The sequence below is a fragment of the Pseudomonas vlassakiae genome (assembly GCF_014269035.2).
In the GTDB taxonomy this organism is placed as follows: Bacteria; Pseudomonadota; Gammaproteobacteria; order Pseudomonadales; family Pseudomonadaceae; genus Aquipseudomonas; species Aquipseudomonas vlassakiae.
This window is the reverse complement of the sequence record NZ_JABWRP020000022.1, coordinates 43383-65490: the sequence shown is the minus strand read 5'-3', so window position 1 is coordinate 65490 and position 22108 is coordinate 43383. Positions and strand designations below refer to the sequence as shown.

The window sequence follows — 22108 nt, the reverse complement described above, 5'->3', positions numbered from 1 at the left end:
GCCATGAACATCATCAATGCCCGCCTGCGTGGCAAGCCCGGCCTGTTCCGTATCGAACTGGACGGCGAGCGCATCGCCGCCCTCACGCCGCAGGCTGACGTGGCCGTGCTGGCCAGCGCCGATGACCTGGACGCCCGGCAGAACCTGGTGGTGGCGCCCTTCGTCGAGCCGCACATCCACCTCGACGCCACCCTCACGGCGGGCGAGCCGAAGTGGAACATGAGTGGCACCTTGTTCGAAGGCATCGAACGCTGGGCCGAGCGCAAGGAAATCACCACCCACGACGACATCAAGACCCGCGCCAGGAAGACCATCGGCATGCTGGTGGATCATGGCATCCAGCACGTGCGCACCCATGTCGACGTCACCGACCCCAAGCTCACCGCACTCAAGGCCATGGTCGAGGTGCGCGACGAGGTGCGCCACCTGGTCGACCTGCAGATCGTCGCGTTCCCCCAGGAGGGCATCGAGTCATACGCCAATGGCCGGGCGCTGATGACCGAAGCGGTGGCCATGGGCGCCGATGTGGTCGGCGGCATTCCGCATTTCGAGAACACCCGCGACCAGGGCGTGGCGTCGATCAAGTTCCTCATGGACCTGGCCGAGCGCACCGGCTGCCTGGTGGACGTGCATTGCGATGAGACCGACGACCCGCAGTCGCGCTTCCTCGAAGTGCTGGCCGAAGAGGCTCGAGTGCGCGGCATGGGCGAGCGGGTCACGGCCAGCCATACCGTGGCCATGGGTTCCTACGACAACGCCTACTGTTACAAGCTGTTTCGCCTGCTGAAGATGTCGGGGATCAACTTCGTCTCGTGCCCCACCGAAAGCATCCACCTGCAAGGGCGCTTCGACGGCTACCCCAAGCGCCGCGGGCTGACCCGCGTGGCCGAGATCGACCGGGCCGGGATGAACGTGTGCTTTGGCCAGGATTCCATCGTCGACCCGTGGTACCCGCTGGGCAACGGCAATATCCTGCGCATTCTCGAAGCCGGGCTGCACATCTGCCACATGCTCGGCTACGAAGACCTGCAACGCAGCCTGGACCTGATCACCGACAACAGCGCCCGCACCCTCAACCTCGGCGAGCGCTATGGCATCGAGGTCGGGCGGCCGGCCAACCTGCTGCTGCTGTCGGCGCCGGATGACTACGAGATGGTCCGCAGCCAGGGCCACGCGCTGGTGTCGGTGCGCAACGGCAAGGTGCTGATGCGCCGCACGCCGGCGCAGGTTGAACGCTTTGCCTGACGGCTGGAACGGGGCCGCAAAGCGGCCCCAATTGGCTTGACTGACCAGCATCAGCCCTCAGGCTCACCTAAGTTTTCATCGGTAACTTCCGCCGCAGACACCCTGACGGGACTGAAGGAGGTACACCCGATGAAGGCTGCCAGCAGCGGTTGGCTCAACAAGGTTCCAGAAGTGACGCTGTCTTTCTGGATCATCAAGATCATGTCCACCACGGTCGGCGAGACCTTCGCCGACTTCCTCGCTGTCGACGTCGGTTGGGGCCTTGCCATCACCAGTGCGGTGATGGCGGTGCTGTTGGCTGGCGCGTTGGCCCTGCAAATGCGCAAGCGCAGCTGCGAACCCTGGATCTACTGGCTGTGTGTGGTGTTGGTGAGCATCCTGGGTACGCAGATCACCGACATCCTCACCGACGAACTGGACATCAGCCTGTACGCCAGCACGGCGTTCTTCTCGGTGTTGCTGCTGATCAATTTTGCGCTCTGGTACGCGGTCGAGCGCAACCTGTCCATTCGCGAAATCATCAGCACCCGGCGCGAAGGATTCTACTGGGCCACGGTCCTGTGCACCTTCGCCCTGGGCACTGCGGGCGGGGACCTGGCCACCGAGGCGCTGGGGCTTGGCTTCAGTGTCGGTTGCGTCGTCTTCGCCGCGCTGATCGGGGTCTGCCTGCTCGCCTGGCGCCTGGGTGCCAGTACGGTGCTGGTGTTCTGGGTGGCCTACATCCTGACGCGCCCGCTCGGTGCCTCGCTGGGTGACCTGCTGACCCAATCCCATGAGTACGGTGGCCTCGGCATGGGTGCCACCTGGACCAGTGCGATCTTCCTGTGCGTCATTTTCATCCTGGTCTGCGCTGCCCAGTTCGCCGCCAGCCAATCCAAACGAATTACCCCTTGATAGCGAGGTAGCACCCATGATCTCCAGCACTTTGCTCAAATCGCTGGCCGTTGCCTGTGTCGCTGGCGCACTGCTGGCCACCCAAGGCTGTTCCAAACCGGGTGAGCCGGCCCCGGCCGCAGGCATCCACGCCCCGACCAAACTGGGTGACCTCAGCGCCTTCCGCACCATTGCCGTGGAGGTTGCCGCCAAGGTGGATGCCCAGGACCTGCCGGGCGCCAAGGCGCGTATCAGGGACCTGGAAAAGACCTGGGACGACGCCGAGGCCGGGATCAAGCCGCGTGCCGCCAGTGACTGGCACGTGCTGGACAAGGCGATCGACGACGCCCTGGATGCGCTGCGGGCCAGCCAGCCCCAACAAGACCAGTGCAAGGCGGCGATGACCGACCTGCTCAAAGCGTTCGACACATTGCAGGGCCAGGGCTGAAGATTGCCTGTCGGCCTCCGGCCGGTCGCGCTATTGTTGGCGCCACAGGTTCACAGCGGGGAAGCCCATGCGGGTATTACTGGTCGAGGATGACGGCATGATCGCCCAGGCGTTGCAGGACGCCTTGGGCGCGGCGGGGTACGCCGTGGACTGGGTCGACAATGGCCTGCTGGCCGAGGCCGCCTTGCGCACGCAACACTACGACCAGGTACTGCTCGACCTGGGTTTGCCCGGGCAGGACGGCCTGCAGCTGCTGCAGGCGCTGCGTGCAGCCGACAACCCGGTGCCACTGCTGATCATCACCGCACGCTCGGGGCTCGATGACCGTGTGTGCGGGCTGGATGGCGGGGCGGACGACTTTCTGCAGAAGCCTTTCGAGATGGCAGAATTGCTCGCCCGGATGCGCGCGGTCATGCGCCGCAAGGGCGGGCGCGCGGCGCCTGAACTGGGCAACGGGACGCTGAGCCTGGACCCGGTCAGCAAATGCGCGCGCATGCTCGGCCAGCCGCCCGTGCAGCTCTCCAACCGCGAGTTCGCCTTGCTCCAGGCGTTGCTGGTGCGCCCCGGCGCCATCCTCTCGCGCAGCGAACTGGAAGATCGCATCTACGGCTGGGGCAACGAGGTTGAAAGCAATGCCGTGGAATTCATCATCCATGCGCTGCGCCGCAAGCTGGGCAAGGACGTGATCCGCAATATCAGGGGGCTGGGATGGATGGTCTCGAAAGACGCCTGAAGCAGTCTCTGCAGCTGCGCCTGTCGGTGGCGCTGTCGGTGGCGATACTGCTGGTGGCGACCGTGAGCGGAACGTTCAGCTATTTCAGCGCCTACCACGAAGCGCTCGAACTGCAGGACAACAGCCTGCACCAGGTTGCCGCGTTGTACATGCGCCAGGGGCTGGCGTTCCGCTACCCGGATACCGCGCACGCAGCGCCTGCGGACGATGAAGAAACCCGTATCGTCATCCAGTACCTGGCCGACGGCCAAGCGGTCAGCCATGCCGATGACAGCCAGCTGCCACTGCCGATACCGGGCTCGGTGGCGGATGGCTTGTCGACAGTGGTGGTGGGCAACGAGCCTTTTCGTGTGCTGGTCAAGACTGACGCGTCCGGCAGGCGCTTTGCCGTGGCGCAGGAGATCCACAGCCGCAACCGCGATGCGCGCAACAGCGCCTGGCGTGCGTTGCTGCCCTTTGCCATCCTTTTCCCCATCCTGCTGCTGGTGGTGGCCAACCTGATCCGTGAACTGTTCCGGCCGGTCTCGACCTTGGCGGCAATGCTCGACACCCGCGACGATCAGGACCTGCGGCCTATCGACGAGCACCTGTTGGCCTCTGAAATCCGCCCCTTCGTACAGGCGATAAACCGGCTGCTCGGGCGTGTTTCGCGCACCCTTGAAGGCCAGAAGCGCTTCGTCGCCGATGCGGCCCACGAACTGCGCACACCGCTGACCGCGTTGTCGCTGCAGGCAGAAGGCCTGGAACAGGAGGCCATGTCAGAGCGTGCCCAGCTGCAAGTGACCAAGCTGCGGCGCGGTATCGGCAGGAGCCGCAAGCTGATCGAGCAGCTGTTGGCTCTGGCCAGCGCGCAACTGGCCGACGCGTCGCCAGGCGCGGTATCGCTGCATGAAGCCTGCCGCCTGGTGCTGGAAGACTTGATGCCCCTGGCGGAGCAGAAGCAGCTCGACATCGGCCTGGAAGGTGACGATGCACAGCTGCCGATGCAGGAAGTCGAGTTGCGGACCGTGATCAAGAACCTGGTCGAGAACGCCATCCGCCACGCACCGGAGGGTGGGCACGTGGACCTGCAAGCGGAGCAGAGCGCCGAGTGGATCATGCTGAGTGTGCGTGATGACGGACCTGGTATTCCTACCGAGGAATGGGAGCGCATATTCGATCCCTTCTACCGTGGCAGCGAGAAACGCGGGGAGGGTGCCGGCCTTGGGCTGTCGATCGTGCGAGCTATCGTTCAGCGCACCGGGGGCGAGGTGAGCGCGGGTTATGCCTGTGAGCAGCAGCGGCGTGGCTGTCGCGTGTGCTTGCGCTGGCCAGTGGTTAGCGATTGACGCTCGCAGGCGAGCCCGCCTGCGTGCACAGCCTAGGGTAACCCCAGCAGTTGCCCTACCAACCACTGCCCGGCGGGCCCCAGCGCCCGCTGGCGCGACCAGGCCACATCCATGGCCACCCGCCGCGGGTAGCCGGCCATGGGCAGCTCCACCAGGCCACTGCCGAAGCGCGCCACCAGTGCCTTGGGCAGTTCGGCCCAGCCGAAGCCGCGCACGGCGAACTCCAGCAAGGTCAGGTAGTCCGGCGCCGACCAGGCCTGGCCGTGGCCATGGGGCAGGCTTGCGGCGTAGGTCTTGATGTACAGCTGGCGCGCGTTCTCCAGGTGCTCTGGCTGTAACGCCGGCAGCTTCGCCAGCGGGTGTTCGCTGCTGGCATACAAACAGAACTCCGCCTGCTCGGGCAGGCGAGCCACGCTGACGTCGGCCGGGTAACGGTCCTGTGCGGCGAGGATGCCGATATGCGCCAGGCCTTGCTGCACCAGGTCGATCACGTCGGCGTCTTCCGAGGGGCCGCAGCGCAGTTCGGTGTGCGGGTAATGCTCGGCGAAGCGGCCCATCGCCGCGCCCTGGAAGGTGACGCTGTAACTGTCCGACATCACCACCGACACCAGCGGTTCGACCTGGTCAGCCAGGCGCACGGCCAAGGCATCCAGCTTGGCGCTGGCATCGAGGATCGCCTCGACGTGCTTGAGTACCTGATGGCCGGCGGCATTGAGCGTGGGGTGGCGGCCGGCACGGTCGAACAGCGGGCAGCCGATGTCGGCTTCGAAGTTGGCGATGGCGATGCTGATGGTCGACTGGCTTTTGCGCAGCTTGCGCGCAGCCGCGGAGAATGAGCCGAGGGCAGCGGCTTCGACAAAGGCGACGAGGGCTTCAGGTGAATAGCGCATGGATATCGATAAATGCTATGGACACAGTGCCATGAGTATCGATCCTGTCAATGTGCACGGCAAGCATGCGCCGAGGCAGCTGTGCGGCGCCCTGTTTTACTTGGCATCCCCATCGGCTTGCGCAAGCATTCACCGCTGACTGACGCAGCCGCCCATGATCTGCAATCGATCGTACAGCGATGCTGCCCTCAGCTGCGTCCTTTGGCCGGTTTTCGTACGGGTTTGTCTTTGCCTGGCATGTGCAGATAGGACATTACGCTTTCAGTCAATTCGGACGCCAATTGCACCGCTTCAGTGTTGCGGGCCATCACCCCGGCGACCAGTGCTTCGATAAGGGCCAGTACGGCGCCGTTGGAACTGATCAGCACAGGGTGGTCGGCCGGGGCAAACAGCACATGCTCGGCGATGCTGGCCAAGGGCGAGGCGGGCGAATCGGTTATCGCCAGCACGGTTGCCCCGCGTTCGCTGGCAAAGCGCGACAGCTGCAACGTGTCGAGCGAGTAGCGCGGCAGGGAAATCGACAGCAATACATCCTGTCTGGTGATGGACGCCAGGCGGTAAGCGGCGTTCTCGTTGCCACCTTCCATGCTCACCGCCGTGGCATCGGCGCAGAATGGCACCAGGTTGGCTGCGGCGAGGCCGGCCATGTATGCGCTGTTGCCAAAGCCGAGTATGTAGATCTTGCGGGCTTGGGTCAGGCAACGGACAAACGCTTCGAAGGTGTCGGCGGTGTTGTTGCTGCCGGTGGTGTGCAGGTTGCCGGTGGCGATCTGTACCTGCTCGTGCAGGCCAAAGGTGCCGTCCGGGCGTTGTGCCAGTTCATTGCGCAGCTTGTCCACCGGCGACACCATCTGTTGCAGGGTGCTCACCAGCTCGGCTTTCAGCCCGGTATAGCCGCCCATGTCGATGGCTTTGGCCAGGCGGTTGACGGCGGCCGCCGAGGTGCAGGTTTCAACGGCCATCTCCTCGATGGTCAGCGTCGCCGCTTTCAAAGGATGACGCAGGATGAAGTCTGCCACCTTGCGCAGCGAAGGTTGCAGGTGGGGGGCGGCCTCCGCCAGCTTGCGCATCACCGGCGCAGCGTAGATGGTCAGGTTCTTGGCAGATGTCGGCATTGGGGTCGGCACGTTGGAGGAATGGGCGTACGCGCCTGGTCGAGGCGGTCATGGCGAAGACCGCAGTGTATCCCAAGGAGGGCGCGAATGGAGCGCCCTGCAGGGCGGCATGCCACAACCTACTTCAGGCTGCCGGCCAGAAACTGCTGCAGGCGCTCGGAGCTGGGCCGGGCCAACAGTTCACGCGGGCAGCCGCTTTCCTCCACGCGGCCCTGGTGAAGGAACAGCAGCTGGTTGGACACTTCCCGGGCAAAGCCCATCTCGTGGGTGACCACCACCATGGTGCGACCTTCCCGGGCAAGGTCGTGCATGACCTTGAGCACCTCGCCCACCAGCTCCGGGTCCAGCGCCGACGTCGGTTCGTCGAACAGCATGACCTCCGGCTCCATGGCCAGGGCGCGGGCGATCGCCACACGCTGTTGCTCTCCACCGCTCATGTGGCCAGGGTAGGCGGCTTGGCGATGGCCAACGCCGACTTTCGCCAGATAGTGCTCGGCCCGTTCGCGGGCTTCTTTCCTGCCCACACCCAGCACGTGCACCGGCGCTTCCATGACGTTTTCCAGCGCTGTCATATGTGACCACAAATTGAAATGCTGGAAGACCATCGACAGGCGTGAGCGCATGCGTTGCAGCTGCCTGCTGTCGGTGGGGCTGAGAGTGCCACGGGACCTGTGCCGCGCCAGTTGCAACTCCTCGTTGTTGAGCAGGATGCGCCCGCCGTGCGGTTCTTCCAGCAGGTTGATGCAGCGCAGGAAGGTGCTCTTGCCCGAGCCGCTGGAGCCGATGATGCTGGTGACATCACCGGCCTTGGCTTTCAGGGAAACGCCCTTGAGCACGTCGTGGGTACCGTAGCGTTTATGCAGGTCTTCGATTTGCAAGGTGTACATGGCAGGGGCTCTCTTGTTGTCAGTCGGTAAGCAGGCGGCCATGGCGCAACGGGTGTGCGCCGGCGACCTTGGCCAGCCACAGGCCGGGCTGGGCGTAGCGCAAGCGCTCGCGGGCGTAGAGGACTCCGGCGGTGGTGGCATGTACCACGGAGTGCTGGTCGCTGATAGGGTCGATCACCTCGAACAAGGGATCGCCTGCAGCGACCCGCTTGCCCAGGGGCTGCAGGAAACTCACCACGCCCGGGTGCGGCGCACAGGCGTACTGCGCGCCGGAGAACGGGGTGGCGTCACAGCATGTCGAAGGCGCGGCGGGCCAATCGCCGCTGAGCAGACCCTGATCGGCCAGAAAGCCCAATATGGCTTCGGCACTGTGCTGCACCTGGGGGCGGTCGGTATCGGCCATGCCGCGCAGTTCGACCGTGGTGGCGACACAGGCCAGTGGGATGCGGGCGTGCCCGAACTGTTCTGCCAGGCGCAGCCAGGGCAGGGCACAGGCTTCATCGAACGAGCTGCCGCCGCTGTCCTCGGCCAGCAACACCGCGCCCGCGTCCAGGCGCGCAGCCAGCGGTTTCAGGGCTGGCCAGAGCTGGGGCAGGGCGTACAGCAGCACGACCGACTCAAAGTCGCAATGCAGGTCGAGCACCACGTCTGCGTCGCAGGCTTGTAGCAGCAGTATCCGGCGCAGGCCTTCGAGTGCCGAGGCCGCGGGCGGCATCGCGCTGATGGCCTCACGCATCAGGCGGCGAACCAACCCGATGTTGTGCCGCGCATCGTCACCCAGACGGCCTTCGAGCTGTGGCGCGATCAGTGCCGCCAAAGCAGGAAAGTCGCGGTTGAAGTTGTGCCCGCTGGCCAGGTCGAAGCGCCCCTGGTGAGTGGCCTGAAAAACCTGCCCCAGGCCGATCGGGTTGGCTACCGGCACCAGCTCGATCACGCCAGCCAGGCGGCCTTGGCGTTCCAGTTCGAGCAGGCGCTGCTTGAGCTCCGCTGCGACGCGCATGCCGGGAAGTTCATCGGCATGCAGGGCTGCCTGAATGTAAGCCTTGCGCGAGCCACTGCCAAAGCGGAACACCGAGACCCGACGTTCCATGCCAGCGCTGCTCCAGGGCAGGGTGTGTTGAATATGTTCCATGTAGATCTCTCAGTTCTTGCGCGGGGCCAGGTGGGCCAGCCAGCGGCCTTCTGCCAGTTTGAACAGGCGCACCAGGATCAAGGTCAGGCACAGGTAGAACAGCCCGGCAGTGACGAAGGCCTCGAACGGCATGTAGTAACGCGAGCTGACGGTCCTGGCCACACCGGTGATGTCGACCAAGGTGACGATCGAGGCGAGCGAGGTTGTGTGCAGCATCATGACGACTTCATTGCTGTACTGCGGCAGTGCACGGCGCAGCGAAGACGGCAGCAGGATCCGGCGGTACAGGGTAATGCGTGGCATGCCCATGGCATGGGCCGCTTCGATCTCGCCAGGCGGTGTGGCCCTCAGGCTGCCGGCGAGAATCTCGGCACTGTAGGCACTGGTGTTGATGGCGAACGCCAGGCAGGCGCAGAAGGTGGCGCTGGAAAGGTATGGCCACAGCACGCTGGTGCGCACTGCCTCGAACTGCGCCAGGCCGTAGTAGATGAGAAACAGCTGCACCAGCATGGGGGTGCCACGAATGACGTAGGTATATAGCCATGCCGGGGCGCTGAGCCATGGCTGGCGCGATACGCGCAACAGCGCCAGCGGGATGGCCAGCGCCAGGCCCGCGGCGAGGGCAATCAGCAGCAGTTTGAAGGTCACTAGCACACCGCCTGCAAAGAGCGGCAGGCTGTCGGCGATCAGCTTGAAGTCCAGCATGGAGCGTCCTCAAAGTTCGGCCAGGCGGGTGCCGACGCTGTAGCGCTTTTCCACCAGGCGCAGGATGAGCAGCGATACGCTGGTGAGCGTCAGGTACAACGCGGCAACGGTCAGGAAGAAGGTGAATGGTTCGTGGGTAGCGTCGGCCGCGCTCTTGGCCTTGAACATCATGTCCTGCAGGCCAATCAGCGATATCAGTGCCGTGGCCTTGGTCAGCACCAGCCAATTGTTGGTGAAGCCGGGCAGGGCAAAGCGGACCATCTGCGGCAGCAGCACTCGCTTGAAGACCTGCATGCCTGTCATCCCATAGGCCGCGCCGGCTTCGGCCTGCCCTCTGGGGATGGCCATGAAAGCACCGCGGAACGTTTCCGAAAGATAGGCACCGAAGATGAAGCCCATCGTGCAGACCCCTGCGATGAACGGGTTGATATCGATGTAGCGAGGATGACCGAGCAGCGGCGCGACACGATTGATCAGGTCCTGGCCGCCGTAGAAGATCAGCAGGATCAGTACCAGGTCAGGTATGCCGCGGATGACCGTGGCGTAGCCTTCGCCAAGCACCGCCAGCCACTTCAAGGGCGACAGGCGACATGTCGCGCCCAGCAAGCCGAGGGCGATCGCCACTGTCATGGAAATCAGGGCCAGACTCAGCGTCAGCCAAGCCCCCTGGAGAATGGTCGGGCCGTAGCCGTGGAGCATGGTCGGGCCTCTTACTTGCCGTAGATGTCGAACGCAAAGTACTTCGCCTGTACCTGCTGATAGGTGCCGTTGGCGCGAACCGCGTCAATGGCTGCGTTGAGGCGGGCGGCGTGGTCGCTGTCACCCTTGCGCACGGCAATGCCTGCCCCCTTGCCGAAGTAACGTGGGTCGTTGAAGTCTGGGCCGACCAAAGCGAAGCCTTTGCTGATGGGGGTCTTGATGAAGCCTTCGCTGGTGTTCACGATGTCTGCCAGTGTCGCGTCCAGTCGGCCCGCGGCCAGGTCGAGGAAGGCTTCGTTCTGCGAGGCGTAGCGCACCACCTCGATGCCGGCGGGTTCGAACTGGTCAGAGGCGAATCGGTCGTAGGTCGATGCGCGCTGTACGCCCACCTTCTTGCCCTTGAGGTCCACCAACGGATCGTTCACCACGCTGCCGGCCTTCATCGCCAGCTTGCCAGGCGTCTGATAGTACTTCTTGCTGAAGTCCACCGACTTCAAACGGTCCTCGGTAATCGACATCGATGACAGTACCGCATCGATCTTGCGCACCTTCAGCGAAGGGATCAGCCCGTCGAACTCTTGCTCGACCCACTCGCATCTGACCTTCATTTCTGCGCACAGGGCATTGCCGATGTCATAGTCGAAGCCGCTGATCTTGCCTTCCGGGGTCTTGAAGGCGAAGGGCGGATAGGCCGCTTCGATACCGATGCGCAGGGTATCGTCGCTGGCGGCGGTGATGCCACTGACGGCGCTGAGTGCCAGCGCGCCGAGAAGTACGATCTTGTTCATCTTGTTGACTCCTAGCTGGGGCGGATTGGGTGTGCGCGCAGGTCGCCTGGGCGATGGCGTTACCTGGGCCGTTGGTGCGCAGATTTATGACATTATTTTTTTCAGAAATCTACATTCGTGAAAATAAATTATCTACCTCTCTATTGCCTCTTCAGGTCGAGAAGCCTCTAGCGCGTGCCTTGCCGGTCGTTCTCACGTTTTTGTCCTGGCACGCGTCGGGGGCACGCCAGCGCGCAACGCTTGAAGACATGCCTGCGCTGATATATAAATTTTCACAAAACATAATCTGGAAAATATATTTCCATCGCGCGCTGCCAGCCGGCTCGCACGAATTTCCATAACAAGAGCGACAATCCATGAACACACCGTTGAACGCGGGGGCAATGATCGCCGCCCTGTTGCTTTCCTGTGCCAGTCCGGCCGCCCTGGCTGAAGGCAACTTGCTGGCCGTGGGCGGTATGCTGCGTGCCAGTAACCTTCCGGTCTATGACAAGTTCATCGAACTCGCCGGTGGTCGTCAGGACGCCCGCATCGTCATCGTCCCAACGGCCAGCGGCAGCCTGAGCTCGAGCAATCGCTTCATGGCGGAACTGGTTGCCCTCGGGGTTGCCGCGAAGCGCATCAGCATCGTGGGGGTCGACAAGCTCAACTACCAGCGAACCATGAACGATGCCGCAGTGGTCGAACCGCTGCGCGGTGCCAGCGGCGTGTGGTTTGTCGGTGGCGACCAGGCCCGGATCGCCCGCGCCCTGTTCAACGCCGATGGCTCCCCGTCGCTGCTGATGCAGGCTGTGCGCAGCGTCTATGACCGCGGTGGCGTGGTCGGCGGCACCAGCGCCGGTGCCAGCGTTCTGGGTGGACAGATGCCAACCGCCTTCGGCGTCGTGATGGATACCCTGGACTTCGGCGTGGCCAGCAAAGCTGACCAGCGCGGCACGGCGTTGCTCAAGGGTGCCGGCCTGTTCAAAGGTGGTGTGATCGATCAGCACCTCGATCAGATCGAGGAAACCAGCACCGGGCGTGTCGCGCGCATGGCAGCCTACCTCACCGGGGGCACGCTCAACCGCGGGTTCGGCCTGGACACCAACACCGCGATGTGGGTCAACCCTCAAGGGCAGGTACAGGTGCTGGGCGAGGGCTATCTGACCGTGATGGACACCCGCCAGGCAGAGAAATCCTTCGGCCTGTATGGCACACGGCTTAGCAATGTGCGCTTGGCCATGCTCAGCCATGGCGATCGCTATGACCTTGCCAGCGGCAAGGTGCAGCCCGCCCCAGGCAAGGCAGTCATTCAGGCCGGTAGCGAATACCTGTCGGGCAATCAGCTGATTACAGACCTTTCGGGCGTTTCGGCGATCGACCGGGCGGTGATCTATGGTCTGGCGGATAATACCGCCTCGCGGCAGCTGGGCCTGATGACCCGCTACAACCCGCTCAACGGCTACCACTACGGCTACCGTTTCGAGTTTAGCAAGACGGCCGACTTCAGCGCCTATAGCCAGGTGCACGATGCGCTGACCCAGTACAGCGTGGGTGGCGTGCGCCTGGATATCCGCCCGGTCAATGCCACCCTCGGCGAGCCTGCAACCAGCGCGCCGACCGACGCCGGCTCGGGGAGCAGCGGCGATGCGATTCGCGCCATCAGTTTCAGGGGGCTGATGACCTTGAACGCCGGCAACGCCTTCGAACCAGGGCGGCCCATCACCCGTCTGGAACTGGCCAATGCCCTGCAGATGACGCTGGCCGCGGAGCCCAGGCGGGACCGGTTGCCCGCGTTGACCGATGTCGGCGCCGAACACCCGCTGCGTGATCAACTCGACGTGGTGCTGTCCAACGGCTGGATGAGCAGCAGCGAACCCTTCTCTGTCAACCAGCTCGTCAGCCGCAAGGAATGGGCGCTGGCCTGCCGGGCGCTGGTAGAGCGTTATCAGGGCATCCGCCTGAACAGAACCGTGGCGTTGTCGGACATCGGTGGCCTGGCCAAAGCCTATGCCGATGCGGCCACCCTCACCGTGGGTGAGGGCTGGCTGCAGGCCGAGCAAGGCCGCTTCAACCCACAAGCCCCGGTAACCCGGGCCGAAGTGGCGCAGGTACTGGCCAAGGTCGTCGGGTTGCAACCGCTGTAAGTTGAACCTGGCCGCGCTTGGCCTGGCGCAGCATCGGCCCTCCGTCAATCCACACAAGAGCCCTGTATGAAAATCAGCAGGTTGGAAGCGTTCGCCCTGGAAAAATTGCTGCAACCGCAAAGCCCGAAAGCCTTCGCCATCGCCCAGCCGGCGTTCCAGGTTCTGGAGCGGACGCAAACCAAGGCTGGCTTCTATTCGATCATCCAGTTGCCAGCGAGCATGGAGAGCCTGCACGACGATGCAGAGTTGAAGTGGCTGTTCAAGCTCAAGCAATCCAAAGCCAAGGGCTATTTCGTTTGCTGGGCAGAGTCGGCGACCACCCTGTGCCTGGAGGCGGTCATCAGCAAAGGGACGTGCCCACCCGAATTTTCACTGGAGCAATTGGCATAGGGCCGATGCGCCTGCCCTGACTGGCGGTGCAAGCCGCCACGTACCCCCATAACAAGAACAATGGAGCAAGCAATGAATACCGTGAAAGCGACCCTGATCGCAGTGGCCCTCGCCTCTACTCACGCCCAGTGGGCAGGTGCTGGCGAACAGCAGGCCTCGAAAGGCTTGATCGAAGACAGCACGCTGAACCTGCTCAACCGCAACTTCTGGATGCACCGCGACTATCGCAATGTCAGGCGCAACACCCGGAATGAATGGGACCAGGGGATCCAGGCGCACTATGTGTCGGGTTTTACCCCGGGCACGCTGGGCTTGGGTTTCGATGTGCATGCATATGGCGGCATCAGGCTTGATGGTGGCCGCGGAAGCGTCGGCAACGGGATCCTGCCGGTGGATAGCGAGGGGCGTATAGAAGACAGTACCGGCGAGTTGGGCGGTGCGGTGAAGCTGCGGGTGTCGTCCACTACCTTGAAATATGGCGAGCAACGCACCACCGCCCCGGTGTTTGCCACCAGCGATTCGCGTCTGCTGCCGGAGACCGCGACCGGCGTTCACCTGGCCAGCCAGGAGTACGAGAAGCTGTCCATGGAAGGAGGGCACTTCACTTCGATCAACCGACGTGACTCGAGCAACGCCGATGGCGCTCTGACCACCGAATACGCAGGTGTGGAAGCGCGCAGCGTCGATTTCATCGGTGCCACCTACCACGTCACCGACAGGCTCAGCCTGGCGGCCTACGCCAGCCAAGCCGAAGAGCTCTGGCGCCAGTATTTCGCCAACGTCTACTACACACTGCCCCTGGCTGAAACCCAGACCGTGAGCTTCGACCTGGTCGCTTACAAGACCCGCGATCAGGGCGCTGCGTTGGCGGGGCAACTGGACAATACGGCATATTCGCTCAAGGCTGCTTACAGCCAGGGTCCGCACAAGCTCAGCGTGGCGTACCAGAAGATCAGCGGCGACGACTTTTTCGACTACATCGGTGGTGATTCGATCTGGCTGGCCAACTCGGTCCAGTACTCGGACTTCAACGCCCCCAACGAGCGCTCCTGGCAGTTGAGATACGACCTGAACCTGGTGGCCTTCGGTGTACCGGGGCTGACGCTCATGGCCAGGTATGTGAAGGGCGATCAGATCGACGGTACCCGGGTGGACCCGAACGGCCCGTTCGCGGGATGGACGGGAGATGACCAGAAGCACTGGGAACGCGATATGGAAGCCCGCTATGTCATCCAGGCCGGCATGGCCAAGGACCTCTCGTTCCGCCTGCGCCAGGCCACCCACCGTTCCACTTCATTCGATAACGACCTGGATGAAGTGCGGCTGATCGTGGAGTACCCGCTGAGCTTGCTGTAATCCGTGGGGCGATGGATGCCTGCCTGAGGATCGAAAAGACGATGCCCACGTTCCCTGCGGAAGGCAGGCATCAAAGCGCCGAGGCTCAGGCTTGCTTGGCGCTTGCAGTGGCAGTTGCTTCAGCCTGCTCGTGCTGGCGCTTGCGGCCGATCACCAATACCCCCATGGCGGCCAGCGTGCACAGTGTCGCGAGGGGCATCAAGGCCAGGGCATAGCTGTTGGTGGCGTCGTGGATGGCACCGTAGACGTTGACCATCAGCCCGCCACCGATCAGGTTGGCCATGGCGCCGACGGCCGCCAGCCCGGCGGCTGCCGTGGACGACGACAGCCAGCCGGAGACCAGTGCCCAGAACGGCCCCTTCATCGAATAAGCGCCCACCAGCACCATTGTCAGCATCACGACCGTGGCCGGCAGCGAGGATGTGAACAGGGTCATCAGCAGGCCTGCGGCGATCAGCAGCATGGTCATCGCAGTGTGCCAGCGGCGCTCACCAGTGCGGTCGGAACTACGCCCCCAGATGATCATCGCGACCGAGGCGATGCCATACGGAATGGCATTGACCAGGCCGATCTCCATGGCACTGAGACCGAAGGTTTTCAGCAGCTGCGGCGCCCACACGCTCATGGTGCTGCCCGCGGCGGAAGCGCCCGAGTAGATCAACGCGAGTACCCAGATATCCTTGTGGCGCAGCAGTTTCCACAGCGAGATATGGCCGATGGCGGTCTTCTTGGCGGCCTCGCTGGCCAGCCGTTGGGTGAGCCAGCCGCGTTGCTCGTCGCTCAGCCACTTGGCCTGTTCAGGGCGGTCAGTCAGCACGAACAGGCAGGCGATGCCCAGTAGCACTGCCGGGATGCCTTCGAGGATGAACAGCCAGTGCCAGCCGCGCATGCCCATCCAGCCATCCAGGCTCAGCAGCAGGCCCGACAGGGGCGAACCGATGAAGTTGGCGGCCGGGATCGCCACCATGAACAGCGCCACCATGCGCGCACGGTAGGCCGACGGTAGCCAGTAGGTGAGGTAGAGCAGCACGCCCGGGAAGAAGCCGGCCTCGGCGGCGCCCAGCAGGAAGCGCATCACGTACAGCGAATTGGCGCCCTGGACGAACGCCGTGCCGGCGGAAATCAGGCCCCAGGTGATCATGATGCGAGCAATCCAGATCCGCGCGCCGTACCGCTGCATGGCCAGGTTGCTGGGTACTTCGACCAGGAAATAAGAGAAGAAGAACAGGCTGCTGGCGAAACCGAAGACCTTGGCTGAGAGCTGCAGGTCCTGGTTCATCTGTAGCGAAGCCATGCCAATGTTGCCGCGATCGATGATCGCAATCAGGTAGCAGATGATCAGAAAAGGCAGCAGGCGCCAGGCAACACGGCGCATGGTGCTGCGTTCGAGGTCGTCCGGCACGGAGGTAGCTGAATTCATGGTGCTCTCCAATTGTTGTTTTTCTGGAGTGACGCGTGGTATCGGCGCCGCTTCTCGCAAAGCGGCGCGAGAGGGCTGCAATCAGCTGTCGATCAGGTGGCGGTTGACCACGCAACGCGGATCAAGGGCATTGCCCGCCAGGATATCCAGCACCTGCCTCACACAGACCAGGGCTACACGGTCGCGGGCTTCGGTGGTGTTGGCGCCGACGTGTGGTGTGGCGACCAGGGTCGGCAAGCCCCACAGCGGGCTGTCGGCGGGTGGCGGCTCGGGGCTGAAGGTGTCCAGGCCCGCACCGGCAATGCGACGCTCGCTGAGTGCCTGTACCAGGGCGTCAGTGTCGATCAGCTCGCCACGGGCAGTGTTGATCAGGATGGCACCCGGACGCATGCGTGCCAATTGGTCAGCGCCGATCAGGCCGTGATTGGTCTCGGTCAGCGGGCAGTGCAGGCTGATGATATCGCTTTCGGCGAGCAGGCGATCGAAATCTTCCTCGCGCTCGACATGGGCGCGTGCCGGCAGTTGCTTGAGGTAAGGGTCGAACACCTTGACCTTCATGCGCAGCGGCGCCACCAGGTCCATCAGAATGCTGCCGATCGAACCCAGACCCACCAGGCCCAAGGTCTTGCCGGACAGCTCGATGCCGTTGGCCGACGCCTTGTCCCAGTGGCCTTCACGCATGCGTGCATCGAGCAGGGCGGTCTGGCGGGCGACGCTGAACATCAGGGCAAAGGCATGCTCGGCCACTGACTGTGCGTTGGCACCCACTGCGATCGACACAGGTATCCCGTGCTCGGCGGCAGCCTGGATATCGATGGTGTTGAAGCCGACACCGTGCTTGGTGATCAGCTTCAGCTTGGTGCAAGCCTCGATCATGGCGCGGGTCAGGCTGCCCTGGCGAACCACGATGGCATCGGGCTGTTCCGCGCGAATGATGGCCACCAGCTCTTCTGCCGGCAGGTAGGGCGTGGTGGGGACCACCCTGATGCCCTGGTCGGCGGCAAGTTGCATGGCCTCGGCGGCGAGTTCGGGGCCGGTAATCAGAATGGTACGGGACATCGTGAACACCTTTTTATTGTCAGGGCAGTCGCTGCAGTTCATGGGCGGCGATGGAATCAACCCTACCATAATGAAACGACGTTGCAACAAAATAAATTTACTGCTCGTCGTGATCTGAATGGGAGCTAAAAAAAGCGATTGAAAAAGGAATAATGCAATGACATTCTAAAAAACAGATTCGGCGGCCGCCGATGACATCGAATAACATCAATAGAGGTATGTCACATGAGCATTGGCTTCCAAGTGCTTGAACGCACGCGCAAAATTGGCGAAGAGTGGGTTGCACGCTACCGTGAGGTTCCGGTCGCCAACGTCAGCGACTCGATGAACCGCATGACGGCGGGCGGTGCCCGGCTGCGCCCAATGCACCGCGAAGGGGGGCTTTGCGGCCCGGCCCTCACCGTCAAGGCTCGCCCAGGTGACAACCTCATGCTGCACTACGCCCTCGACATCGCTCAGCCAGGCGACGTGATCGTGGTTGATGCCGGCGGTGACCTGACCAACGCCCTGATCGGCGAAATGATGGTGGCCTACGCCGTCAAGCGCGGTGTGGCGGGCATCGTCATCAACGGCGCGATCCGTGATGCGGCCAATATCGGTGCGGGCGACTTCCCGCTGTTCGCCGCCGGTGTGTCGCACCGTGGCCCGTACAAGGACGGCCCGGGCGAGATCAACGTGCCGATTGCCATTGATGGTATGGTGATCGAGCCGGGCGACCTGGTGATCGGCGATGAAGACGGCCTGCTCTGCGTACCGTACGACCAGGTTGCCGACGTCTATGCCCGTGCCACGGCCAAGCATGCTGCCGAAACCGCTCAGATGGAGCACATTGCCCAAGGTACCAACGACCGCTCCTGGGTCATTGAGTCCTTGAAGAAGAAAGGCTGCCTGCTGCCAGGCTGACCCAACAACCTGCTGCGCACCTTGCGATGGGGGGCGCAGCAGGCGATGGACTGGCGCGGGTCTCATGAGGATTCGCAGACTTGACCGATTCACCGTCGTTGCATCGTAGTCAATGGCCTTCCGCCATTCGTGCGCTCGCCCACCGCAATTTCCAGATATATTTCGCCGGCCAGGGGGTTTCCACCCTTGGCAAGTGGGTGCAGCAGGTGGCGTTGGCCTGGCTCGCCTATCACCTCACGGGTTCGGCCGTGCTGCTGGGCCTGATCACCTTCCTTTCGCTGGCGCCGCAACTACTGATTGGCCCGCTGGCCGGTGCATGGATCGACCGGCACGACAAACGTCGATTGCTGATCATCGTGCAAGTGATCCTGACCCTGCAGTCCTCTGCGCTGGCGCTCTCTACCTGGCTGGGCTGGGTCGATGGCCCGATCATCGCCGGCATGGCCTTGCTGCTGGGTTTGCTGAACGCCCTGGAAACACCGTTACGCCAGGCGTTGATCGGCAGTTTCGTCGATGACCCGGCCGACCTGCCCAATGCGCTGGTACTCAATGCCATGCTGATCAACGGCGCACGTTTCGTCGGCCCGCCATTGGCCGGGGCACTGATCGCGCTCGCCGGCGAGGCGACCTGCTTCGCGTTGACGGCCTTGGCCTTCCTGGCATTGCTGTTCGGCTTGCTGAAGGTGCGCGGTAGCGCCAGCCCAAAGGCCAGTGGTTCGACTGCCCAGGTGTTTCGCGAGGGGCTGGCCTACATGTGGCAGACCCGCAATGTGCGCCAACTGCTGGTCAACGTGATCATGGTCAACCTGTTGGCGTCCTGCTATGCAGCGCTATTGCCGATCCTCGCCAAGGCGGTGTTTGCCGGTGACGCGCAGGTGCTGGGGTGGTTGTGGGGGGCGGCGGGGGCGGGAGCCTTCGCGGCGACCCTGGTGCTGGCGTTCGGCGGCGCATTGCCCCGCCTGCGCCAGTTCACCGACGCCGGGGCGCTGCTGTGCGCGGTCGCCCTGGTCGGCCTATGGCTGGGGGGCATGCTGCCATTGGCGTTGCTGGCGCTGGCATTGCTGGGTTTTGGCATCACCCTGAGCAATGTCAGCACCAACATGCAGCTGCAGAGCGGTGCGCCGGGCCACTTGCGTGGCCGGGTGATTGCCTTCTACATCGCCATGCGTTTTGGCTTCGAGGCTCTGGGCGGGATGATCGCCGGGTTGGTCGCGGCCCGCTGGGGGGCACCGGCGACCTTGGGGATCGCCGGTGGGGTGCTGGTGCTGGGGTTGCTGGGGCAGTACGGCATGCGTCGCCGCAGTTGATCGGTCAGGCAGCCTGACCCTGGCCCTGCGGCGTTTGCTGCTTGGCCGGGTCACCCAGCCAGAGCGTCAGGCAGGTACCGATCAGCAGGATCGAGGCTACGGCGAAGAACGGCAGGGTGAAGCTGTGCGTGGCATCCTTGATCAGGCCGATGAGGAAGGGCCCGGTGAAGCCGCCAAGGTTGCCGATCGAGACGATCAGCGCCAGGCCGCCCGCTGCGGCGCGGCCGGTGAGGAAGGTCGAGGGAATCGCCCAGAACGTTGCCTGGAAAGACAGGATGCCGGCCACGGCCAGGCACAGGCTGGCGATCTTCAGCAGCGGCTGGTCGATCAGCGCAGCACTCACCAGGGCCAGTGCAGCAAACGCCAGTGCGCTGGCCACGTAGGGCAGACGGTGCGTGCTGCGGTTGGCCAGGCGCGCCCATAAGGTCATGGCCACGGCGCCCAGCAGGTAAGGCAGCGCCACTACCGGGCCGACCACGCCGCTGGAAATACCCAGGCTCTTGATGATCTGCGGCAGCCAAAGCCCGATGCCGATGGAGCCGACGATGCAGCAGAAGTTGATGGCCGCCAGGGTGAACACCTTGGGATTGGTCAGTGCTGCGCGCAGTGTGTTGCCGTGGGAGGCGCCAATGGCCTGTTGCTCCTGGGACAGGCGCTGGGTCAGCCAGGCCTTTTCCCGTGGGTTCAGCCACTTTGCCTTGTTCGGGGCATCGACCAGCACGAACAGGCAGGCAATACCGAGCAACACGGCAGGCATCGATTCGGTGACCAGTAGCAGTTGCCAGTTCTTCAGGCCCCACACACCGTGCTGTTCCATCAGCCAGCCCGACAGTGGCGAGCCGACGATGTTGGCGACCGGGATGCCCAGCAGGAACGCTGCGGTAGCTTTCGCTCGCCACTTCCCGGGGAACCAGTAGGTGAAGTACAGGTACACCCCTGGCGTGAAGCCTGCTTCGGCAAGCCCCAGCAGGAACCGTGCGATGCTGAAGCTGATGGGGCCGGTGGCGAAGGCGGTGGCCATGGAAATCAGCCCCCAGGTGATCATGATCCGGGCAATCCACACCCGTGCGCCAAAGCGCTGCATCAGCAGGTTGCTGGGGATCTCGAACATGAAGTAGCCGAAGAAGAACAGGCCGGCCGCCCAGCCGAACATCGTCGCGGTCAGCCCCAGGTCCTGGTTCATGCTGATGGCGGCGAAGCCGACGTTGGTGCGATCGAGGTAGCTGATCACGTAGCAGATGAAGATGAACGGCACCAGGCGCCACAGCACGCGGCGCATCAGGCGGTCGCCCTCGGCGTCGCTGAGCGGCGCCTGGGCTGCAGGGGAATCGTGGTTCATGTCGTCACTCTTTTGTAGTTGTTGTGTGCGCTGACAGGCGCGGGTTCAGCTGTGGGAATACATCTGCAACCCAGGTGTGGCGGTACGGACCTGCAGAATGCTGCCGGTCTCGGATTCGGTAATGAACAGGGTCTGCCCGTCATCGCCACCGAAGGCCAGGTTGGTGTTGCTGATCCCGGCGCAGGAGACGATGCGTTGCAGCGGTTCGGCGACTTTCGACAGCTTCCACACCGAGCCGAAGCCGGTATGGGCGATGTACAGGTTGCTCTGCGCATCGAGGGCCAGGCCGTCGGGCCCGCCCAGGCCGCCATGCAACTGCGCGAAAACGCCCACCTTGCCGACGATCGAGCCGTTGCCCAGCGGGATGCGCCAGATCTGCTGCGCGCGGGTCACGGCTACCAGCAGGTGGTTGAGGTGGGGGTCGTAGACGATGCCGTTGGGGCTGGGAATGGTACCCAGCAGGCACGTCAGGTTGCCCTTGGCGTCGAGCTTGTATACCCGGCCCGTGGCGTCCTGCAGGCCAGTCTGGCCCTGGTCGGTGAAGTACAGGTCACCGTTCGGCGCGAACACCAGGTCGTTGACGCCCTTGAAACCTTCGGAGCCGGCCGAGTCCAGCAGCGGCTCGATGGCGCCGGTCTGCGGGTCGAGCAGCATGATCCCACGCTTGTAGTCGGTGATGAAGATGCGCCCGTCCTGGTGAATCTTCAGGCCGTTGGGCCAGCCATCGTACTGGCAGACCAGTTCCCATTCGCCTTGGGGCGAGATGCGGAAGATGCGCCCGTTGGGAATGTCGGTCACGTACAAGCGCCCCTGACGGTCGAAAGACGGGCCCTCGAGGAATGAGTCGATTGCGCGTCCCTGGCGGTTGGCGTTGGCCCAGGCAGTGGGGCGCGGGTCGCGGAAGCGTTCGGGCAGGCGCGTGAAGACGGTGGTTTCGACGGTGGGTGGGGCAGCGAAAAAACTCATGAGGGCTCCTGGCGGCAAGGGGCGCGTGAGCGTCCAGGTTGTTGTTGTGTTCTTGGTTTAATGCAATGCCATTTCAAAATAAATCATGATGCGACGAAAGGCGATGATTTTCGTCGTCTTTTTTGCGGCTCTTGACGAGGTTCAAAATTATGTGACCTTATGTAAAGGAAATGGCGTTCCAAAATAAAAACAACTGGAGTTTGCTATGCAGCCTTGGTCATGGCGTATGCCGTACCGTCCTTCTCGGTCTCTGAAAAACCTCTCGCTTACCGTTGGCCTTGCGGCTGTCACCGCCTGGCGCAAGCGGGTCACCGTGCGCCGTTGGGGCATGCAGGGCTGACTCGGCGTCCATTCCAATAACAAGAAAACCGGCACCTGGGTTCGGGTGCTCAGGGAGCT

The 22108-nt window shown here is 63.4% G+C and carries 21 protein-coding genes; 10 read left to right on the top strand and 11 right to left on the bottom strand.

The window, feature by feature from the left end; translation table 11 throughout:
- Positions 1–3 precede the first annotated feature (3 nt).
- The 5 genes from codA to HU738_RS22660 all read left to right on the top strand — a co-directional run bounded on the left by codA (position 4) and on the right by HU738_RS22660 (position 4627).
- Positions 4–1245, top strand: a complete 1242-nt coding sequence (codA, locus tag HU738_RS22680) for a cytosine deaminase (protein WP_186604265.1) — start codon at positions 4–6, stop codon at positions 1243–1245.
- 129 nt (positions 1246–1374) lie between these two features.
- Positions 1375–2139 carry a COG4705 family protein gene (locus tag HU738_RS22675; protein ID WP_176509823.1) on the top strand — a complete coding sequence of 255 codons (765 nt, stop codon included), beginning with the start codon at positions 1375–1377 and terminating at the stop codon, positions 2137–2139.
- 16 nt (positions 2140–2155) lie between these two features.
- Positions 2156–2566 carry a hypothetical protein gene (locus tag HU738_RS22670; protein WP_186604263.1) on the top strand — a complete coding sequence of 137 codons (411 nt, stop codon included), beginning with the start codon at positions 2156–2158 and terminating at the stop codon, positions 2564–2566.
- Between the two features lie 67 nt (positions 2567–2633).
- Positions 2634–3299, top strand: coding sequence for a response regulator (locus HU738_RS22665; RefSeq protein ID WP_176509825.1), 666 nt, complete (start codon positions 2634–2636; stop codon positions 3297–3299).
- Positions 3275–4627, top strand: coding sequence for a sensor histidine kinase (locus HU738_RS22660; protein ID WP_186604261.1), 1353 nt, complete (start codon positions 3275–3277; stop codon positions 4625–4627). The genes HU738_RS22665 and HU738_RS22660 overlap by 25 nt, the downstream gene beginning before the upstream one ends.
- Positions 4628–4659: 32 nt before the next feature.
- On the opposite strand, the gene HU738_RS22655 is transcribed toward HU738_RS22660, so the two are convergent.
- The 7 genes from HU738_RS22655 to HU738_RS22625 form a co-directional block, all read right to left on the bottom strand.
- On the bottom strand, positions 4660–5517 hold the full coding sequence (locus HU738_RS22655) for a LysR family transcriptional regulator (protein WP_186604259.1): 858 nt from the start codon (positions 5515–5517) through the stop codon (positions 4660–4662).
- A 188-nt stretch (positions 5518–5705) separates the two neighbouring features.
- Positions 5706–6632 carry a MurR/RpiR family transcriptional regulator gene (locus HU738_RS22650; protein ID WP_054887403.1) on the bottom strand — a complete coding sequence of 309 codons (927 nt, stop codon included), beginning with the start codon at positions 6630–6632 and terminating at the stop codon, positions 5706–5708.
- A 119-nt stretch (positions 6633–6751) separates the two neighbouring features.
- Positions 6752–7519: an ABC transporter ATP-binding protein gene (locus HU738_RS22645; RefSeq protein ID WP_186604256.1), complete on the bottom strand. Its 768-nt coding sequence runs from the start codon at positions 7517–7519 to the stop codon at positions 6752–6754.
- 19 nt (positions 7520–7538) lie between these two features.
- A complete protein-coding gene (locus HU738_RS22640) occupies positions 7539–8651 on the bottom strand; it encodes a succinylglutamate desuccinylase/aspartoacylase family protein (protein ID WP_176509831.1) in 1113 nt (370 codons plus the stop codon).
- A 9-nt stretch (positions 8652–8660) separates the two neighbouring features.
- Positions 8661–9356 (bottom strand): ABC transporter permease, encoded by a 696-nt coding sequence (locus HU738_RS22635; RefSeq protein ID WP_054887400.1) that lies wholly within the window; start codon positions 9354–9356, stop codon positions 8661–8663.
- Between the two features lie 9 nt (positions 9357–9365).
- Positions 9366–10055 (bottom strand): ABC transporter permease, encoded by a 690-nt coding sequence (locus tag HU738_RS22630; protein WP_186604254.1) that lies wholly within the window; start codon positions 10053–10055, stop codon positions 9366–9368.
- A gap of 11 nt (positions 10056–10066) precedes the next feature.
- The gene (locus HU738_RS22625) at positions 10067–10843 is read right to left on the bottom strand and encodes an ABC transporter substrate-binding protein (RefSeq protein WP_099815720.1); all 777 of its coding nucleotides are present in this window, start codon (positions 10841–10843) and stop codon (positions 10067–10069) included.
- A gap of 356 nt (positions 10844–11199) precedes the next feature.
- Here HU738_RS22625 and HU738_RS22620 point away from each other — a divergent pair, with 356 nt between their 5' ends.
- From HU738_RS22620 to HU738_RS22610, 3 genes are all read left to right on the top strand, one after another.
- A complete protein-coding gene (locus tag HU738_RS22620) occupies positions 11200–12969 on the top strand; it encodes a cyanophycinase (RefSeq protein WP_186604252.1) in 1770 nt (589 codons plus the stop codon).
- Between the two features lie 66 nt (positions 12970–13035).
- Complete coding sequence (locus tag HU738_RS22615; RefSeq protein WP_054887396.1) at positions 13036–13359, top strand: hypothetical protein; 324 nt, start codon at positions 13036–13038, stop codon at positions 13357–13359.
- 72 nt (positions 13360–13431) lie between these two features.
- Positions 13432–14715, top strand: coding sequence for an OprD family porin (locus tag HU738_RS22610; RefSeq protein WP_186604250.1), 1284 nt, complete (start codon positions 13432–13434; stop codon positions 14713–14715).
- An 85-nt stretch (positions 14716–14800) separates the two neighbouring features.
- On the opposite strand, the gene HU738_RS22605 is transcribed toward HU738_RS22610, so the two are convergent.
- Together HU738_RS22605 and HU738_RS22600 are read right to left on the bottom strand one after the other, a co-directional pair.
- Complete coding sequence (locus tag HU738_RS22605) at positions 14801–16135, bottom strand: MFS transporter (protein WP_186604248.1); 1335 nt, start codon at positions 16133–16135, stop codon at positions 14801–14803.
- A gap of 81 nt (positions 16136–16216) precedes the next feature.
- On the bottom strand, positions 16217–17194 hold the full coding sequence (locus HU738_RS22600; RefSeq protein WP_054887393.1) for a hydroxyacid dehydrogenase: 978 nt from the start codon (positions 17192–17194) through the stop codon (positions 16217–16219).
- Between the two features lie 225 nt (positions 17195–17419).
- Here HU738_RS22600 and HU738_RS22595 point away from each other — a divergent pair, with 225 nt between their 5' ends.
- The gene (locus HU738_RS22595; protein WP_054887392.1) at positions 17420–18097 is read left to right on the top strand and encodes an RraA family protein; all 678 of its coding nucleotides are present in this window, start codon (positions 17420–17422) and stop codon (positions 18095–18097) included.
- Positions 18098–18222: 125 nt separating this feature from the next.
- Positions 18223–19404, top strand: a complete 1182-nt coding sequence (locus HU738_RS22590; protein WP_176509871.1) for an MFS transporter — start codon at positions 18223–18225, stop codon at positions 19402–19404.
- Positions 19405–19408: 4 nt separating this feature from the next.
- On the opposite strand, the gene HU738_RS22585 is transcribed toward HU738_RS22590, so the two are convergent.
- Complete coding sequence (locus HU738_RS22585; protein WP_186604246.1) at positions 19409–20743, bottom strand: MFS transporter; 1335 nt, start codon at positions 20741–20743, stop codon at positions 19409–19411.
- 45 nt (positions 20744–20788) lie between these two features.
- The gene (locus HU738_RS22580) at positions 20789–21709 is read right to left on the bottom strand and encodes an SMP-30/gluconolactonase/LRE family protein (protein WP_186604244.1); all 921 of its coding nucleotides are present in this window, start codon (positions 21707–21709) and stop codon (positions 20789–20791) included.
- Positions 21710–22108: the final 399 nt, after the last annotated feature.

Excerpts from the sequence above, each read along its gene's own strand:
- codA (WP_186604265.1), top strand. The coding sequence starts at position 4 with ATGAACATCATCAATGCCCGCCTGCGTGGCAAGCCCGGCCTGTTCCGT.
- HU738_RS22675 (WP_176509823.1), top strand. The coding sequence starts at position 1,375 with ATGAAGGCTGCCAGCAGCGGTTGGCTCAACAAGGTTCCAGAAGTGACG.
- HU738_RS22670 (WP_186604263.1), top strand. The coding sequence starts at position 2,156 with ATGATCTCCAGCACTTTGCTCAAATCGCTGGCCGTTGCCTGTGTCGCT.
- HU738_RS22665 (WP_176509825.1), top strand. The coding sequence starts at position 2,634 with ATGCGGGTATTACTGGTCGAGGATGACGGCATGATCGCCCAGGCGTTG.
- HU738_RS22660 (WP_186604261.1), top strand. The coding sequence starts at position 3,275 with ATGGATGGTCTCGAAAGACGCCTGAAGCAGTCTCTGCAGCTGCGCCTG.
- HU738_RS22655 (WP_186604259.1), bottom strand. The coding sequence starts at position 5,517 with ATGCGCTATTCACCTGAAGCCCTCGTCGCCTTTGTCGAAGCCGCTGCC.
- HU738_RS22650 (WP_054887403.1), bottom strand. The coding sequence starts at position 6,632 with ATGCCGACATCTGCCAAGAACCTGACCATCTACGCTGCGCCGGTGATG.
- HU738_RS22645 (WP_186604256.1), bottom strand. The coding sequence starts at position 7,519 with ATGTACACCTTGCAAATCGAAGACCTGCATAAACGCTACGGTACCCAC.
- HU738_RS22640 (WP_176509831.1), bottom strand. The coding sequence starts at position 8,651 with ATGGAACATATTCAACACACCCTGCCCTGGAGCAGCGCTGGCATGGAA.
- HU738_RS22635 (WP_054887400.1), bottom strand. The coding sequence starts at position 9,356 with ATGCTGGACTTCAAGCTGATCGCCGACAGCCTGCCGCTCTTTGCAGGC.
- HU738_RS22630 (WP_186604254.1), bottom strand. The coding sequence starts at position 10,055 with ATGCTCCACGGCTACGGCCCGACCATTCTCCAGGGGGCTTGGCTGACG.
- HU738_RS22625 (WP_099815720.1), bottom strand. The coding sequence starts at position 10,843 with ATGAACAAGATCGTACTTCTCGGCGCGCTGGCACTCAGCGCCGTCAGT.
- HU738_RS22620 (WP_186604252.1), top strand. The coding sequence starts at position 11,200 with ATGAACACACCGTTGAACGCGGGGGCAATGATCGCCGCCCTGTTGCTT.
- HU738_RS22615 (WP_054887396.1), top strand. The coding sequence starts at position 13,036 with ATGAAAATCAGCAGGTTGGAAGCGTTCGCCCTGGAAAAATTGCTGCAA.
- HU738_RS22610 (WP_186604250.1), top strand. The coding sequence starts at position 13,432 with ATGAATACCGTGAAAGCGACCCTGATCGCAGTGGCCCTCGCCTCTACT.
- HU738_RS22605 (WP_186604248.1), bottom strand. The coding sequence starts at position 16,135 with ATGAATTCAGCTACCTCCGTGCCGGACGACCTCGAACGCAGCACCATG.
- HU738_RS22600 (WP_054887393.1), bottom strand. The coding sequence starts at position 17,194 with ATGTCCCGTACCATTCTGATTACCGGCCCCGAACTCGCCGCCGAGGCC.
- HU738_RS22595 (WP_054887392.1), top strand. The coding sequence starts at position 17,420 with ATGAGCATTGGCTTCCAAGTGCTTGAACGCACGCGCAAAATTGGCGAA.
- HU738_RS22585 (WP_186604246.1), bottom strand. The coding sequence starts at position 20,743 with ATGAACCACGATTCCCCTGCAGCCCAGGCGCCGCTCAGCGACGCCGAG.
- HU738_RS22580 (WP_186604244.1), bottom strand. The coding sequence starts at position 21,709 with ATGAGTTTTTTCGCTGCCCCACCCACCGTCGAAACCACCGTCTTCACG.